The organism is Afifella sp. YEN Y35, assembly GCF_047553465.1.
Lineage (GTDB): Bacteria > Pseudomonadota > Alphaproteobacteria > Rhizobiales > Afifellaceae > Afifella > Afifella aestuarii.
Genome location: NZ_CP180203.1, coordinates 870,186 through 883,092, shown reverse-complemented (window position 1 = coordinate 883,092; position 12,907 = coordinate 870,186). Strand labels below are relative to the sequence as shown.

General features: G+C 62.2%; 24 protein-coding genes. All 24 read right to left on the bottom strand.

Annotated features, from left to right (window positions below; translation table 11 throughout):
- Positions 1 to 68 precede the first annotated feature (68 nt).
- The 24 genes from ACK8CP_RS04270 to tuf all read right to left on the bottom strand — a co-directional run bounded on the left by ACK8CP_RS04270 (position 69) and on the right by tuf (position 12,892).
- A complete protein-coding gene (locus ACK8CP_RS04270; RefSeq protein WP_414833437.1) occupies positions 69 to 725 on the bottom strand; it encodes an adenylate kinase in 657 nt (218 codons plus the stop codon).
- Positions 722 to 2,059, bottom strand: coding sequence for a preprotein translocase subunit SecY (gene secY, locus ACK8CP_RS04265; RefSeq protein WP_234628241.1), 1,338 nt, complete (start codon positions 2,057 to 2,059; stop codon positions 722 to 724). The genes ACK8CP_RS04270 and secY overlap by 4 nt, the downstream gene beginning before the upstream one ends.
- 40 nt (positions 2,060 to 2,099) lie before the next feature.
- Positions 2,100 to 2,606: a 50S ribosomal protein L15 gene (gene rplO, locus ACK8CP_RS04260; protein WP_261211159.1), complete on the bottom strand. Its 507-nt coding sequence runs from the start codon at positions 2,604 to 2,606 to the stop codon at positions 2,100 to 2,102.
- Positions 2,607 to 2,637: 31 nt separating this feature from the next.
- A complete protein-coding gene (rpmD, locus tag ACK8CP_RS04255; RefSeq protein ID WP_128294257.1) occupies positions 2,638 to 2,826 on the bottom strand; it encodes a 50S ribosomal protein L30 in 189 nt (62 codons plus the stop codon).
- A gap of 2 nt (positions 2,827 to 2,828) precedes the next feature.
- Positions 2,829 to 3,413, bottom strand: coding sequence for a 30S ribosomal protein S5 (gene rpsE / locus ACK8CP_RS04250; RefSeq protein WP_092816594.1), 585 nt, complete (start codon positions 3,411 to 3,413; stop codon positions 2,829 to 2,831).
- Between the two features lie 62 nt (positions 3,414 to 3,475).
- Complete coding sequence (gene rplR, locus ACK8CP_RS04245) at positions 3,476 to 3,823, bottom strand: 50S ribosomal protein L18 (protein WP_128294258.1); 348 nt, start codon at positions 3,821 to 3,823, stop codon at positions 3,476 to 3,478.
- A gap of 39 nt (positions 3,824 to 3,862) precedes the next feature.
- Positions 3,863 to 4,396, bottom strand: coding sequence for a 50S ribosomal protein L6 (rplF, locus tag ACK8CP_RS04240; RefSeq protein WP_092816590.1), 534 nt, complete (start codon positions 4,394 to 4,396; stop codon positions 3,863 to 3,865).
- Between the two features lie 27 nt (positions 4,397 to 4,423).
- Complete coding sequence (gene rpsH, locus ACK8CP_RS04235) at positions 4,424 to 4,822, bottom strand: 30S ribosomal protein S8 (protein WP_092816588.1); 399 nt, start codon at positions 4,820 to 4,822, stop codon at positions 4,424 to 4,426.
- 10 nt (positions 4,823 to 4,832) lie between these two features.
- A complete protein-coding gene (gene rpsN, locus ACK8CP_RS04230) occupies positions 4,833 to 5,138 on the bottom strand; it encodes a 30S ribosomal protein S14 (RefSeq protein ID WP_092816586.1) in 306 nt (101 codons plus the stop codon).
- Positions 5,139 to 5,182: 44 nt separating this feature from the next.
- Positions 5,183 to 5,755: a 50S ribosomal protein L5 gene (gene rplE / locus ACK8CP_RS04225; RefSeq protein ID WP_128294259.1), complete on the bottom strand. Its 573-nt coding sequence runs from the start codon at positions 5,753 to 5,755 to the stop codon at positions 5,183 to 5,185.
- Entirely contained in the window at positions 5,748 to 6,065 is a 318-nt protein-coding gene (rplX, locus tag ACK8CP_RS04220) for a 50S ribosomal protein L24 (RefSeq protein WP_092816583.1), read from the bottom strand. The genes rplE and rplX overlap by 8 nt, the downstream gene beginning before the upstream one ends.
- Before the next feature lie 13 nt (positions 6,066 to 6,078).
- Entirely contained in the window at positions 6,079 to 6,447 is a 369-nt protein-coding gene (rplN, locus tag ACK8CP_RS04215) for a 50S ribosomal protein L14 (protein ID WP_092816581.1), read from the bottom strand.
- A gap of 60 nt (positions 6,448 to 6,507) precedes the next feature.
- The gene (rpsQ, locus tag ACK8CP_RS04210) at positions 6,508 to 6,753 is read right to left on the bottom strand and encodes a 30S ribosomal protein S17 (protein WP_092816579.1); all 246 of its coding nucleotides are present in this window, start codon (positions 6,751 to 6,753) and stop codon (positions 6,508 to 6,510) included.
- A 10-nt stretch (positions 6,754 to 6,763) separates the two neighbouring features.
- On the bottom strand, positions 6,764 to 6,967 hold the full coding sequence (gene rpmC, locus ACK8CP_RS04205) for a 50S ribosomal protein L29 (protein WP_414833436.1): 204 nt from the start codon (positions 6,965 to 6,967) through the stop codon (positions 6,764 to 6,766).
- Between the two features lie 10 nt (positions 6,968 to 6,977).
- Positions 6,978 to 7,391, bottom strand: coding sequence for a 50S ribosomal protein L16 (gene rplP, locus ACK8CP_RS04200; protein WP_092816575.1), 414 nt, complete (start codon positions 7,389 to 7,391; stop codon positions 6,978 to 6,980).
- 40 nt (positions 7,392 to 7,431) lie between these two features.
- Entirely contained in the window at positions 7,432 to 8,130 is a 699-nt protein-coding gene (gene rpsC, locus ACK8CP_RS04195) for a 30S ribosomal protein S3 (protein ID WP_414833435.1), read from the bottom strand.
- Positions 8,131 to 8,147: 17 nt separating this feature from the next.
- Positions 8,148 to 8,528, bottom strand: coding sequence for a 50S ribosomal protein L22 (gene rplV, locus ACK8CP_RS04190; protein ID WP_092816571.1), 381 nt, complete (start codon positions 8,526 to 8,528; stop codon positions 8,148 to 8,150).
- Positions 8,529 to 8,530: 2 nt separating this feature from the next.
- Positions 8,531 to 8,809, bottom strand: coding sequence for a 30S ribosomal protein S19 (gene rpsS / locus ACK8CP_RS04185; protein WP_092816569.1), 279 nt, complete (start codon positions 8,807 to 8,809; stop codon positions 8,531 to 8,533).
- A gap of 36 nt (positions 8,810 to 8,845) precedes the next feature.
- Positions 8,846 to 9,682 (bottom strand): 50S ribosomal protein L2, encoded by an 837-nt coding sequence (gene rplB, locus ACK8CP_RS04180; protein ID WP_414833434.1) that lies wholly within the window; start codon positions 9,680 to 9,682, stop codon positions 8,846 to 8,848.
- A gap of 3 nt (positions 9,683 to 9,685) precedes the next feature.
- Positions 9,686 to 9,979, bottom strand: a complete 294-nt coding sequence (locus tag ACK8CP_RS04175) for a 50S ribosomal protein L23 (protein ID WP_092816565.1) — start codon at positions 9,977 to 9,979, stop codon at positions 9,686 to 9,688.
- On the bottom strand, positions 9,976 to 10,596 hold the full coding sequence (gene rplD / locus ACK8CP_RS04170; RefSeq protein ID WP_414833433.1) for a 50S ribosomal protein L4: 621 nt from the start codon (positions 10,594 to 10,596) through the stop codon (positions 9,976 to 9,978). Before rplD ends, ACK8CP_RS04175 begins: the two co-directional genes overlap by 4 nt.
- On the bottom strand, positions 10,596 to 11,318 hold the full coding sequence (gene rplC / locus ACK8CP_RS04165; RefSeq protein WP_234628247.1) for a 50S ribosomal protein L3: 723 nt from the start codon (positions 11,316 to 11,318) through the stop codon (positions 10,596 to 10,598). Before rplC ends, rplD begins: the two co-directional genes overlap by 1 nt.
- A gap of 27 nt (positions 11,319 to 11,345) precedes the next feature.
- Positions 11,346 to 11,654, bottom strand: coding sequence for a 30S ribosomal protein S10 (gene rpsJ, locus ACK8CP_RS04160; protein ID WP_092816559.1), 309 nt, complete (start codon positions 11,652 to 11,654; stop codon positions 11,346 to 11,348).
- A 62-nt stretch (positions 11,655 to 11,716) separates the two neighbouring features.
- A complete protein-coding gene (gene tuf, locus ACK8CP_RS04155; protein WP_234628248.1) occupies positions 11,717 to 12,892 on the bottom strand; it encodes an elongation factor Tu in 1,176 nt (391 codons plus the stop codon).
- Positions 12,893 to 12,907: the final 15 nt, after the last annotated feature.

Here is a 12,907-nt window from a genome sequence, read left to right as displayed (position 1 = left end):
ATCCGCACTTCAGGATTGCGCCGGAGATAGTCCTTACGCGGCCGCCCGTCAACCGCATCGACAGAAGATCAGCCCTTCAAATCGCCCATAACGTCTTCGATTGCGGCTGCGACGTCTTTCGCGGGCATCATTCCGTCGACCTGACGGAGTTTTCCCTTCGCCCAGTAGTACCCGACGAGGGGTGCCGTATCGCGATAATACGCAGCAAGCCGCTTGCGAATCGTTTCCTGGTTGTCATCGTCGCGCCGCCTGAACTCGGTCGAGCCGCAGACGTCGCAGACACCTTCCTTGGCCGGCTTCTTCGTCGTGTCGTGGTAGATCTCGCCGCAATTGGCGCAAGAGTACCGACCCGCAACCCGATCGACCAGAGCCTCGTCCTCGACCGTCAAGAGCACGACGCCGTCGAGCGGCATGCCCTTTTCCGAAAGCAGGACTTCGAGCGCGTCCGCCTGCGGCAGAGTCCGCGGGAAGCCGTCGAGCACGAAGCCCCTCTGGACGTCGGCCTCGTCGAGCCGCTCCGACATGATGTTGATGACCACCTCGTCTGGAACGAGATTGCCGCTGTCCATGATGGCCTTCGCCTTGAGACCGACGTCGGTGCCCGCGGCGGCAGCGCCGCGAAGCATGTCACCCGTCGATAGCTGCACGAGGCCGTGCTTCTCTACAAGTCGCTGGGCCTGGGTGCCCTTCCCGGCTCCGGGAGGTCCCAGAATGATCAGTCTCATCGACGCCGGCTCCCGCGCAGCTTCGATTTCTTGACCAGCCCTTCGTACTGGTGCGCGAGCAAATGGCCCTGCACCTGTGAAACAGTATCCATAGTCACACTGACAACGATGAGGAGCGAGGTGCCGCCGAAATAGAACGGCACGGAAAGCTCTGCGATCAGAAATTCAGGAAGAAGACACACAATGACGAGGTAGGCGGCACCCGCAACGGTGATCCGCGTCAACACGTAGTCGATATATTCCGCGGTGCGCTCCCCCGGGCGGATACCCGGAATGAAGCCGCCATGCTTCTTCAGCTGGTCGGCCGTGTCCTTCGGATTGAACACGATCGCCGTGTAGAAGAAGGCGAAGAAGATGATCAACGCCGCGTAGATCGCCATATGCAGCGGCTGCCCACGACCGAGCATCGCCGTCACCTGAGCAAGCCAGGCGGGTCCCTGACCAGCCGAGAAATTCGCCACCGTGATCGGCAGCAGCAGAAGCGACGACGCGAAGATCGGCGGGATGACGCCCGACGTATTGAGCTTCAGCGGCAGATGCGACGTGTCGCCCTGGAACATCCGGTTGCCCATCTGACGCTTGGGATACTGGATGATGAGCCGCCGCTGGGCCCGCTCGACGAAGACGATGAAGGCGATCACGGTGACGACCAGAACCATCACGGTCAAGATCACCGGCGTCGACAAGGCGCCCTGACGTCCGAGCTCCAGCGTACCCGCCAAAGCGTTCGGCAGATTGGCGACGATGCCGGAGAAGATGATGAGCGAAATGCCGTTGCCGATGCCGCGCGAAGTGATCTGCTCACCGAGCCACATCAGGAACATCGTGCCGCCGGTCAGCGTCACGACGGCGGTAAACCGGAAGAACCAACCCGGATCTGCGACGATGCCGCTTGAGGAGCCCTCGAGGCCTACGGCAATGCCATAGGACTGGAACGCGGCCAGCACCACGGTCAGATACCGCGTGTACTGGTTGATGACCTTGCGGCCCTGCTCGCCTTCCTTCTTCAGCTGCTCGAGCGTCGGGATCACCGTCGTCATCAGCTGAATGATGATCGAAGCCGAGATATAGGGCATGATCCCGAGCGCGAAGATCGCCATGCGGCCGACGGCACCGCCGGCAAACATGTTGAAGACGCCCAGGATACCCTGCGACTGCTGCTCGAACGCCTGCTGCAGGGCTTCGATGTTGATGCCCGGCAGCGGGATATACGTGCCGAGCCGATACACGAGCAGCGCACCGAGAGTGAACCAGATCCGCTTTTTGAGCTCCGTCGCCTTCGAAAAGGCGCCGAAGTTCAAATTGGCGGCAAGCTGTTCGGCTGCAGAAGCCATTGGAACTCCGAATGCGGTTTAGGCAGGGAGCCGTCTTCGCTTAGGCGGAGGCGTCTTCGCTCTTGCCGGATTGGGATTTGGCCGGGACCGGTTCGATGATCGTGACCGAGCCGCCAGCCTTCTCCACAGCCTCGACGGCCGCGCGCGAGGCGCCGGCGACCTTGAGGGTCAACTTCGCCGTAAGCTCGCCATCTCCGAGGATACGCACACCGTCCTTCGTCCGACGGATGACACCGGCGGCCTTGAGAGCAGCCGCATCCACATCGGCCTTGGCGTCGAGCTTGCCGGCATCAACCGCCTGCTGCAGACGCCCGACATTCACTTCCGTGAAGTCTTTGGCGAAGATGTTGGTGAAGCCCCGCTTCGGCAGACGACGATGCAGCGGCATCTGGCCGCCCTCGAAGCCCTTGATTGCGACGCCCGAACGCGAGGTCTGACCCTTCACGCCGCGGCCGCCGGTCTTGCCGAGGCCCGACCCGATGCCGCGACCGACGCGCTTGCGCCCTTTGACGGCTCCCGGATTATCGGAAAGTTCGTTGAGTTTCATTGGGTTTAAGCCCCGATTCAAAATCGTTGTGTCAGTTCTCGTCGACGACGCGAACGAGATGCTGAACCTTGGCAATCATGCCGCGGGTCGCCGGAGTGTCTGGCAGAACGGACCGCCGGCGCTGCTTGTTGAGCCCGAGCCCGATCAGCGTCTGCCGCTGCACGCCAGGACGGCGCAGCGGGCTGCCGGTCTGCTCCACAGTGATCGTCTTCTCAGCCATGATCAGGCTCCCTGCGCCTCACTGCCGACTTCGTGCTGGCGACGAGCCTGCAGCGTCGACACCTTGATGCCGCGACGTGCCGCGACCGAACGCGGGCTGTCCTGCTTCTTCAGAGCCTCGAACGTCGCCCGAACCATGTTGTACGGGTTGGACGTGCCGAGCGACTTCGCGACGACATCATGCACGCCGAGCGTCTCGAAAACCGCACGCATCGGACCGCCTGCGATGATGCCGGTACCGGCCGGAGCCGCACGCATCAGAACACGTCCGGCGCCGTGGCGGCCATGAATGTCGTGATGCAGCGTGCGGCCTTCGCGCAGCGGAACCCGGATCATCGACCGCTTTGCCGCTTCCGTGGCCTTGCGGATCGCTTCCGGGACTTCGCGCGCTTTGCCGTGACCGAAGCCGACCCGACCGCGCTGATCGCCGACCACGACGAGCGCGGCGAAACCGAAGCGGCGACCGCCCTTCACGACTTTGGCGACGCGGTTGATATGCACGAGCTTGTCGACGAATTCGCTGTCGACCTTCTCCTCGCGCTCCCGGCGTCCGCCGCCACCGCGCTGTGAACGTTCTCTTTGCGCCATTTTAACCTTCGTCCGTCTGTTTGCTCGACTGCCGGGTCGGCCCGACGACCTGTCTCATATTCCTAAAAGTCCAGCCCGGCTTCGCGGGCGGCATCTGCCAGGGCTTTGATTCGCCCATGATAGATATAGCCTCCGCGGTCAAACTGCACCTTTTCGATACCGGCTGCCTTCGCACGCTCTGCCAAGAGCTTGCCAACGGCAGACGCGGCCTGGACATTCGCGCCGCTCTTCAGCGTCTCACGCAGATCCTTTTCCACGGTCGAAGCGGAAACCAAGGTCCGCCCCTGCGTGTCGTCGATGATCTGAACATAGATATGCTGCGAAGAACGGAACACGGAAAGCCGCGGCCGCCCGTAAGCAACCCGCTTCAGCGCCGCCCGCACCCGGCCCTTGCGGCGCTCGGTACGCATCCGTTGACGCGTCGTTGAGGTTCCCATCGTTGCGCTCCGTTACTTCTTCTTACCTTCCTTACGGAAGATACGTTCCTCTGCGTATTTGACACCCTTGCCCTTGTAGGGCTCCGGCGGGCGCCAATCGCGGATCTCTGCGGCCACCTGGCCGACCTGTTGCTTGTCGATACCGCTGATGACGATTTCCGTCGGGCGCGGTGTCTGAATCTGGATACCTTCCGGCACCGGATAGGTGACGTCGTGGCTATAGCCAAGCGAAAGGCTCAGCGCCTGGCCCTGGGCCTGCGCACGATAGCCAACGCCGTTGATCTCCAGACGCTTCTCAAAGCCCTGGCTCACACCGGTGACGATGTTCTGCACCAACGTGCGGGACATTCCCCAGGCTGAGCGGGCCTTCTTCGACTTGTTGACCGGATCGACCTTGATGCCGTCATCGTCCATGGCGACATCGACGTCGTCGACGAGGACCACAGAAAGCTCGCCCTTCGGGCCCTTCGCTTTGACCGTGTGGCCGTCAACCGACGCCGTCACACCGGACGGGATCGAAACGGGCTTCTTGCCAATTCGCGACATGATCTCTTACTCGCTTCTTCAGCCCGCCTAGAAGACGCGGCACAGAACCTCGCCGCCCACATTCTGCTCGCGAGCGTCATAATCCGCCATGACACCTTTCGGCGTGGAGAGGATCGAAACGCCCAAGCCCTTATGAACGGTCGGGATCGATTTCACAGACGCGTAGACCCGCCGCCCCGGCGTGGAGACGCGCTGAATCTCGCGGATGACCGGCTCGCCCTCGTTGTACTTCAGCTCGATCTCGAGCTCCGAAATACCGTTGGCGTGATCGACTTCCGAATAGCCGCGGATGTAACCTTCCGCCTGCAGGACGTCGAGAACGCGCATCCTGAGCTTGGAGGACGGAGAGCTGACCGAGGTCCGCCGGCGCCCCTGCGCATTGCGGATACGGGTCAGCATATCGCCGAGAGGATCATTGATAAGCATGATTTCTCTCCTACCAGCTCGACTTGACGAGGCCGGGGATCTTGCCCTCGTTGCCCAGCTCGCGAAGGGCAATACGGCTCATCTGAAGCTTGCGATAGAACGCACGCGGACGACCCGTCACCTCGCAACGGTTCCGCACCCGGCTCGGAGCCGAGTTCCGCGGCAGCTTCGCAAGCTTAAGCCGGGCAGCGAAACGCTCCTGGTCCGACAGCGATTCATCCGCCGCCAGCGCCTTCAGCGCCTCCCGCTTCGCCGCATACTGCTTCACGAGCTTCATGCGGTGCCGGTTCTTCTCGATTGCGCTCTTCTTCGCCATACTTACCTCTTCACGCCCTAACCGCGTCTAGCAGGCTGTGCCTGCTACTGCCGGAAGGGAAAGTTGAATTCCCTGAGGAGCGCCCGCCCCTCATCGTCCGTCTGCGCCGTCGTGCAAACGATGATGTCCATGCCCCAGATCTGATCGACCTTGTCGTAGTTCACTTCCGGGAAGACGATGTGCTCTTTGATGCCAAGCGCGTAGTTCCCGCGCCCGTCGAAGCTCTTCGGATTGAGGCCACGAAAGTCACGCACACGCGGCAGAGCCACGTTGACGAGACGATCGAGAAACTCGAACATCCGCTCGCGGCGCAGCGTCACCTTGACGCCGACCGGCATGCCCTCACGCAGCTTGAACGTCGCGATCGACTTGCGAGCCCGCGTGATGACCGGCTTCTGGCCGGCGATCAGAGCGAGATCCTCGGCAGCCGACTGAACCTTCTTGGAATCGGAGACCGCTTCGCCGACGCCCATATTGAGGACGACCTTGTCGAGCCGCGGCACCACCATCGGGTTCGCGTAGCCGAACTCTTCCTTCAGCTTCGGCACGATCACATCGCGGTAATGTGCCTGCAGCCGCGGCGAGTAGCTGTCGATATCGAAAGCAGCCTCAGCCATCGATCGTTTCTCCTGAGCGCTTGGCGTAGCGGACCTTGCGGCCGTCTTCCAGAACCCGGAAGCCAACCCGCGTCGGGCCGCCCGTCTCTTTGTCTTCGAGCGCGAGATTGGACAGATGCACCGGCGCTTCCTTGCGCACGATGCCGCCCTCTTCGCTCGCGGTCTGACGCTGATGACGGGTGATCATATTCACCCCGCGCACCAGCGCCCGGTTCTCTTTCGGGATCACCCGGATCACTTCGCCCTTGCGGCCCTTATCCTTGCCGGCAAGAACGATGACCCGATCACCCTTTTTGATCTTCGCGGCCATCAACAAACCCTTTTCACAGCACTTCCGGTGCCAGCGAGATGATCTTCATGTGGTTCTTCGCGCGGAGCTCGCGCGGAACCGGGCCGAAGATACGCGTGCCGACCGGCTCTTTCTGGTTGTTCACCAGCACAGCCGCATTCTTGTCGAAGCGGATGACGCTGCCGTCCGCACGACGAATGTCCTTCGCGGTGCGCACCACGACTGCCTTCATCACGTCGCCCTTCTTCACGCGTCCGCGCGGAATGGCTTCCTTGACGGAGACGACGATGATGTCGCCGACATGGGCGTATTTTCTCTTCGAGCCGCCGAGCACCTTGATGCACTGCACGCGGCGCGCGCCGGAATTGTCCGCCACATCGAGGTTGGTCTGCATCTGGATCATGGCCCGACGTCCTTCTTGTTCTTCATCCGGAACCGCTGTTCCGACAGTTGTTTCTGTGCGCTATTCGGTCGGTGCTTCGCGGCCGATCGCCAGCCAGCACTTGTTCTTCGAAATCGGACGGGTCTCCTGGATGAAGATCACGTCGCCGACCTTGAACTCGTTGTTCGGGTCATGCGCCTGATACTTCTTCGTCCGACGGACCGTCTTCTTCAGGAGCGGATGTGTAAAGCGCCGCTCGACGTCGACGGTAACCGTCTTGTCGGAGATGTCGCTTACCACCGTGCCTTGCAACACGCGTTTCGGCATTCTTCGCTCCTCAAGCCTTCGCCGCGGCGGCATGCTTCTGCGCCGCAATGGTTTTGATACGCGCAATCGCGCGGCGGACCTCGCGGATGCGGGCGGTCTTCTCCAGCTGGCCGGATGCCTGCTGGAAGCGCAGATTGAGCTGCTCCTTCTTCAAGCGGCCGAGCTCGTCGTTAAGCTCGTCCACCGATTTGGTATGAAGTTCGGTCGCCTTCATGGCCTCTTCCTCACTCGCCGATCCGGGTGACGACACGCGTCTTCACCGGCAGCTTCGCAGCTCCAAGACGCAGCGCCTCACGCGCAGTCGCCTCGCCGACGCCGTCGATCTCAAACATTACGCGGCCCGGATGAACGCGGCACGCCCAGTATTCCGGCGAGCCCTTGCCCTTACCCATACGCACTTCGGTCGGCTTCGACGACACCGGCACGTCCGGGAAAATACGGATCCACACACGGCCGGCACGCTTCATATGACGCGTGATCGCCCGACGAGCCGCTTCGATTTGCCTGGCGGTAATCCGCTCCGGTTCCATCGCTTTGAGGCCGAAGGAGCCGAAGTTCAGATCCGTCCCGCCCTTCGCCGCTCCGTGGATGCGGCCCTTATGCGCCTTGCGGAACTTGGTGCGTTTGGGTTGCAGCATGTTCTTCTCTCAATTCCCTTGTCCGATCAGCCGCAGCGTCTTAGGCCGACGCGCCACGGCGCGAGGCTTCAGGCCCTTCGAGCAGCCGCTTCTCGGATGCAAACGGGTCGTGCTCCAGGATTTCGCCCTTGAACACCCACACCTTGATGCCGATCGTGCCGTAGGCGGTATGCGCCGTGGCCGTGCCGAAATCGATGTCCGCGCGCAGCGTGTGCAGCGGAACGCGACCTTCGCGATACCATTCAGCCCGCGCGATTTCCGCGCCGCCGAGCCGGCCGCCGCATGCGATCCGAATGCCCTGCGCGCCAAGACGCATCGCCGACTGAACCGAGCGCTTCATCGCCCGACGGAACGCCACGCGACGCTCCAGCTGCTGCGCGATCGCCTGAGCGATCAGGGCCGCGTCGGTCTCGGGCTTGCGCACCTCAACGATGTTGATGTGCACTTCCGAGTCGGTCATCCGCGCCACCTTGCGGCGCAGCTTCTCGATATCGGCGCCCTTCTTGCCGATCACGATGCCCGGCCGAGCCGTCTGGATCGTCACGCGGCACTTCTTGTGCGGGCGTTCGATCACGATGCGCGACACCGCGGCCTGCTTGAGATCTTCCATCAGAGCGCGGCGGATCTTGAGATCCTCGTGCAACAAGGGCCCGTATTCCGCGTCACTGGCGAACCAGCGGGAATCCCAGGTCTTGTTGATGCCGAGCCTTAGGCCGATCGGATTGACTTTCTGTCCCATACCTTACTCCTCGGCGCTTAGGCCGCGTCCTCGACTTCGCGCACGACGATGGTGAGATTGGAAAACGGCTTGGTGATCCGTCCGACCCGGCCGCGCGCTCTCGGAGAAAAGCGCTTCATCACGAGCGCCTTGCCGACGTGAGCTTCCGCGACGACCAGATTGTCGACGTCCAAGTCGTGATTGTTCTCCGCATTCGCAACCGCGCTTTCCAGGGTTTTCTTCACCTGAATGGCGATGCGTTTGCGCGAGAAGGTGAGATCGGCAATCGCCGTCGACACCTTCTTGCCACGGATGAGGCCGGCAACCAGGTTCAGCTTTTGCGGCGAAATGCGCATCATGCGCGCAACCGCCTTGGCCTCGTTGTCACCGAGCGCCCGCTCACGCTTGGGCTTACCCATGGTTACTTCCTCTTCGCCTTCTTGTCCGCCGCATGACCGTAATAGGTGCGGGTCGGAGCGAATTCGCCGAACTTGTGCCCGATCATGTCTTCCGTCACGAGCACAGGGATATGCTTGTGCCCGTTATGGACGCCGAAAGTGAGCCCGACGAACTGCGGGAGAATGGTGGAGCGACGGCTCCAGATCTTGATCACTTCCTTGCGGCCGGACTCGCGGGCCTTCTCCGCCTTCTTGAGGAGGAAGCCGTCAAAGAACGGACCTTTCCAGACTGAACGTGCCACTTCGATTGAACTCCTGATCCTGCCTGTGCCGGCCCGTTACTTCTTGCGGGCGTGGCGAGAGCGGACGATGTATTTCTGCGATGCCTTGTTGGACCGCGTGCGCTTGCCCTTTGTCGGCTTGCCCCAGGGGGTCACCGGGTGACGGCCGCCTGAAGTGCGTCCTTCACCACCGCCGTGCGGATGGTCGATCGGGTTCATCGCCACACCGCGAACACTCGGCCGACGTCCAAGCCAACGCGACCGACCGGCCTTGCCGAGGCTCAGATTGGAATGATCCGGGTTGGAGACGGCGCCGACTGTCGCCATGCACACACCCTGAACCAGACGCTGCTCGCCAGATCCGAGACGCAGAACCGTATAGCCCTGGTCACGTCCGACGATCTGCGCGTAGGCGCCCGCTGAGCGCGCCATCTGGCCGCCACGGCCCGGCTTCAACTCAACATTATGCACGATCGTGCCGACCGGCATCGCCCGCAGAGGCATGGCGTTGCCCGGCTTCACGTCGATATTCGACTGGCCCGAAACGATGGTGTCGCCCTCGGCGACGCGCTGCGGCGCCAGGATGTACGAAAGCTCGCCATCCTCGTAGCGCACCAGAGCGATGAATGCCGACCTGTTCGGATCGTATTCGAGGCGCTCCACCGTTGCCGGCACGTCGAACTTGCGACGCTTGAAATCGATGATGCGATAGCTGCGCTTGTGACCACCGCCACGCCGACGCGCCGTCGCCCGACCGAGATTGTTGCGTCCGCCCGACTTTGTCAGACCTTCCGTCAAACTCTTCTCGGGCTTGCCATTCCAGAGGCCCGAGCGGTCGACGATGACCAGCTGACGCTGGCCCGGCGTACGCGGATTGAAGGTTTTCAAAGCCATCGCTTAAAGACCCGTCGTCACGTCGATCGAGTGCCCTTCCTGAAGGGTCACGATCGCTTTTTTGAAATCGCCCTGCCGGCCTTTGATGCCGCGGAAGCGCTTGGTTTTGCCCTTGCGCAGGAGCGTGTTCACCGCCGTCACTTTGACCTTGAAGAGCTCTTCCACGGCAGCACGGATTTCCGGCTTCGTGGCATCCTTCTTCACCTTGAAGACGACCTGATTGTTCTCAGACGCAAAGGTCGACTTTTCGGTGATCACCGGCGACAGGATTGTGTCGTAGTGTTTGAGGCTGGTCATTTGAACCGCTCCTCCAGCGCCTCGATCGCCGACTTCGTCAAAACCAGCTTCTCGCGACGCAGAATGTCGTAGACGTTGATGCCCTGCACAGGCAGCACATCGACATTGCGCAGATTGCGCGCCGCCTTGGCGAAGTTGTCGTCGAGCTGCGCACCGTCCACGATGAGGACGCTGTTGAGCCCGAGCCCGGCAAACTGAGCGGCAAGACCCTTGGTCTTCGCTTCGCCCGCCTTGGCGTCATCGATGATGATCAGCGTCTCCGTCTGAGCCCGCACAGAAAGGGCGTGCTTCAGAGCAAGAGCGCGAACCTTCTTCGGCAGCTCGATCGCGTGGCTGCGAGCAACCGGACCGTGCGACTTGCCGCCGCCGCGAAACACGCCAGGCTTCTTCGAACCGTGACGGGCGCGACCGGTGCCCTTCTGACGATACATCTTGGCGGTCGTCATCGAGACTTCGCCGCGATCCTTCGCCTTATGCGTACCCGCCTGACGCTTCAGGAGCTGGTAGCGGATCATGCGCTGCAGGAGATCCTGCCGCGGCTCGAGGCCGAAGACCTCGTCCGATACCGACACCTGCCCGGCAGATTCACCGGCGAGCGTGGTGACTTGAAGTTCCATTATTCTGCGCCCCCTTCGGCGGTCTCGGGCGTTGCAGCAGCGCCAGCATCCTTGCGCAGCGCGGCCGGCGTCGGAACGCCCTCAGGCGCCGCCTTCTTGATCGCGTCGCGAACCAAAAGCCAGCCGCCCTTGGCACCCGGAACGGCGCCGCGCACGAGAAGGAGACCCTTCTCGGCGTCGGTGCGGACGATCTGCAGATTCTGCGTCGTCACCCGCGTGTCGCCCATATGACCGGCCATCTTCTTGTTCTTGAAGACCTTGCCCGGATCCTGGCGGTTACCCGTGGAACCATGGGAGCGGTGCGACACGGACACGCCGTGCGTCGCACGCAGACCACCAAAATTGTGCCGCTTCATGGCACCGGCGAAACCCTTACCGATCGAAGTGCCCGTGACGTCGACATACTGACCGGGCAGAAAATGCTCGGCCGTAATCTCGGCCCCGACTTCGATCATGTTTTCCGGGCTCACGCGAAATTCGGCGACCTTACGCTTGGGCTCGACTTCGGCCTTCGCGAAATGGCCGCGCATGGCCTTCACGGTATTCTTCGGCTTGGCGCGCCCGACACCGAGCTGCACGGCCGTGTAGCCGTCCTTCTCCGCTGTGCGCTGAGCGACGACCTGGCAATTGTCGAGCCTCAAAACGGTGACCGGCACCTGTTCGCCGGCTTCCGTGTAGACCCGGGTCATGCCGAGTTTTTTTGCGATGACGCCAGAACGCATCCTGGTCTTCCCTTCGTCAGGTATCCGCTAGAGCTTGATCTCGACGTCGACGCCCGCCGCGAGGTCGAGCTTCATCAAAGCATCGACCGTCTGCGGTGTGGGATCGAGGATGTCGAGCAGGCGCTTGTGCGTGCGGATTTCAAACTGCTCGCGGCTTTTCTTGTCGACATGCGGCGACCGGTTCACCGTGAACTTCTCAATCCGGGTCGGCAGCGGGATCGGCCCGCGGACCTGCGCCCCGGTCCTCTTCGCCGTCGAGACGATTTCCGCCGTCGACGTATCGAGAACGCGGTGATCGAAGGCCTTAAGCCGGATCCGGATGTTCTGTCCGTTCATTTCATTGCCTCACAGACGGGGCGTGGTGTCCGCGGGTGCGAACAAGCCACGCCCGATCGCGGTTACTCGATGATTTCGGAGACGATGCCGGCACCGACGGTGCGGCCGCCTTCACGGATGGCGAAGCGCAGCTTCTCTTCCATCGCGATCGGCACGATCAGCGTCACGTCCATCGTCACATTGTCGCCCGGCATCACCATCTCGGTGCCTTCCGGCAGCGTCACGACACCCGTCACGTCCGTCGTCCGGAAGTAGAACTGAGGACGGTAGTTGGTGAAGAACGGCGTGTGCCGACCACCCTCTTCCTTCGTCAGAATGTACGCTTCCGCCTTGAACTTCGTGTGCGGCGTCACCGAACCCGGCTTGCACAGGATCTGCCCGCGCTCCACGCCCTCGCGGTCGATGCCGCGAAGCAGCGCGCCGATGTTGTCGCCCGCCTGGCCACTGTCGAGCAGCTTGCGGAACATCTCGACGCCCGTCACCGTCGTCTTGCGGGTGTCGCGGATGCCGACGATCTCGACTTCCTCACCCACCTTGATCTGACCGCGTTCCACACGACCCGTCACGACCGTGCCACGGCCGGAGATCGAGAACACGTCTTCGATCGGCATCAGGAACGGCTGGTCGATCGGACGCTCCGGCGTCGGGATGTAATCGTCGACAGCCGCCATCAGAGCGCGGATCGAATCCTCGCCAAGCGCCTTGTCGCCGTCCTCGAGCGCCACAAGCGCCGAGCCCTTGATCACCGGAATGTCGTCGCCCGGGAATTCGTAGGACGACAGAAGCTCGCGAACCTCGAGCTCGACGAGCTCAAGAAGCTCCTCGTCGTCAACCTGGTCGACCTTGTTCATGTAAACGACAAGCGCCGGAACACCGACCTGACGGGCGAGCAGAATGTGCTCACGCGTCTGCGGCATCGGGCCGTCGGCCGCCGACACAACCAGGATCGCGCCGTCCATCTGCGCCGCGCCCGTGATCATGTTCTTCACATAGTCCGCGTGCCCAGGGCAGTCGACATGCGCGTAGTGACGCTTCTCCGTCTCGTACTCAACATGCGCCGTCGAGATCGTGATGCCACGCGCCTTCTCTTCCGGCGCCGCATCAATCTGGTCGTAAGCCCGATACTCGCCGAAGAACTTCGTGATCGCCGCCGTCAGCGTCGTCTTGCCATGGTCGACGTGACCGATCGTCCCGATGTTCGCATGCGGCTTCGTGCGCGAAAATTTCTCTTTTGCCATCAGCTCTCTCCGTCT

Excerpts from the sequence above, each read along its gene's own strand:
- ACK8CP_RS04270 (WP_414833437.1), bottom strand. The coding sequence starts at position 725 with ATGAGACTGATCATTCTGGGACCTCCCGGAGCCGGGAAGGGCACCCAG.
- secY (WP_234628241.1), bottom strand. The coding sequence starts at position 2,059 with ATGGCTTCTGCAGCCGAACAGCTTGCCGCCAATTTGAACTTCGGCGCC.
- rplO (WP_261211159.1), bottom strand. The coding sequence starts at position 2,606 with ATGAAACTCAACGAACTTTCCGATAATCCGGGAGCCGTCAAAGGGCGC.
- rpmD (WP_128294257.1), bottom strand. The coding sequence starts at position 2,826 with ATGGCTGAGAAGACGATCACTGTGGAGCAGACCGGCAGCCCGCTGCGC.
- rpsE (WP_092816594.1), bottom strand. The coding sequence starts at position 3,413 with ATGGCGCAAAGAGAACGTTCACAGCGCGGTGGCGGCGGACGCCGGGAG.
- rplR (WP_128294258.1), bottom strand. The coding sequence starts at position 3,823 with ATGCGTACCGAGCGCCGCAAGGGCCGGGTGCGGGCGGCGCTGAAGCGG.
- rplF (WP_092816590.1), bottom strand. The coding sequence starts at position 4,396 with ATGTCGCGAATTGGCAAGAAGCCCGTTTCGATCCCGTCCGGTGTGACG.
- rpsH (WP_092816588.1), bottom strand. The coding sequence starts at position 4,822 with ATGCTTATCAATGATCCTCTCGGCGATATGCTGACCCGTATCCGCAAT.
- rpsN (WP_092816586.1), bottom strand. The coding sequence starts at position 5,138 with ATGGCGAAGAAGAGCGCAATCGAGAAGAACCGGCACCGCATGAAGCTC.
- rplE (WP_128294259.1), bottom strand. The coding sequence starts at position 5,755 with ATGGCTGAGGCTGCTTTCGATATCGACAGCTACTCGCCGCGGCTGCAG.
- rplX (WP_092816583.1), bottom strand. The coding sequence starts at position 6,065 with ATGGCCGCGAAGATCAAAAAGGGTGATCGGGTCATCGTTCTTGCCGGC.
- rplN (WP_092816581.1), bottom strand. The coding sequence starts at position 6,447 with ATGATCCAGATGCAGACCAACCTCGATGTGGCGGACAATTCCGGCGCG.
- rpsQ (WP_092816579.1), bottom strand. The coding sequence starts at position 6,753 with ATGCCGAAACGCGTGTTGCAAGGCACGGTGGTAAGCGACATCTCCGAC.
- rpmC (WP_414833436.1), bottom strand. The coding sequence starts at position 6,967 with ATGAAGGCGACCGAACTTCATACCAAATCGGTGGACGAGCTTAACGAC.
- rplP (WP_092816575.1), bottom strand. The coding sequence starts at position 7,391 with ATGCTGCAACCCAAACGCACCAAGTTCCGCAAGGCGCATAAGGGCCGC.
- rpsC (WP_414833435.1), bottom strand. The coding sequence starts at position 8,130 with ATGGGACAGAAAGTCAATCCGATCGGCCTAAGGCTCGGCATCAACAAG.
- rplV (WP_092816571.1), bottom strand. The coding sequence starts at position 8,528 with ATGGGTAAGCCCAAGCGTGAGCGGGCGCTCGGTGACAACGAGGCCAAG.
- rplB (WP_414833434.1), bottom strand. The coding sequence starts at position 9,682 with ATGGCTTTGAAAACCTTCAATCCGCGTACGCCGGGCCAGCGTCAGCTG.
- ACK8CP_RS04175 (WP_092816565.1), bottom strand. The coding sequence starts at position 9,979 with ATGACCAGCCTCAAACACTACGACACAATCCTGTCGCCGGTGATCACC.
- rplD (WP_414833433.1), bottom strand. The coding sequence starts at position 10,596 with ATGGAACTTCAAGTCACCACGCTCGCCGGTGAATCTGCCGGGCAGGTG.
- rplC (WP_234628247.1), bottom strand. The coding sequence starts at position 11,318 with ATGCGTTCTGGCGTCATCGCAAAAAAACTCGGCATGACCCGGGTCTAC.
- rpsJ (WP_092816559.1), bottom strand. The coding sequence starts at position 11,654 with ATGAACGGACAGAACATCCGGATCCGGCTTAAGGCCTTCGATCACCGC.
- tuf (WP_234628248.1), bottom strand. The coding sequence starts at position 12,892 with ATGGCAAAAGAGAAATTTTCGCGCACGAAGCCGCATGCGAACATCGGG.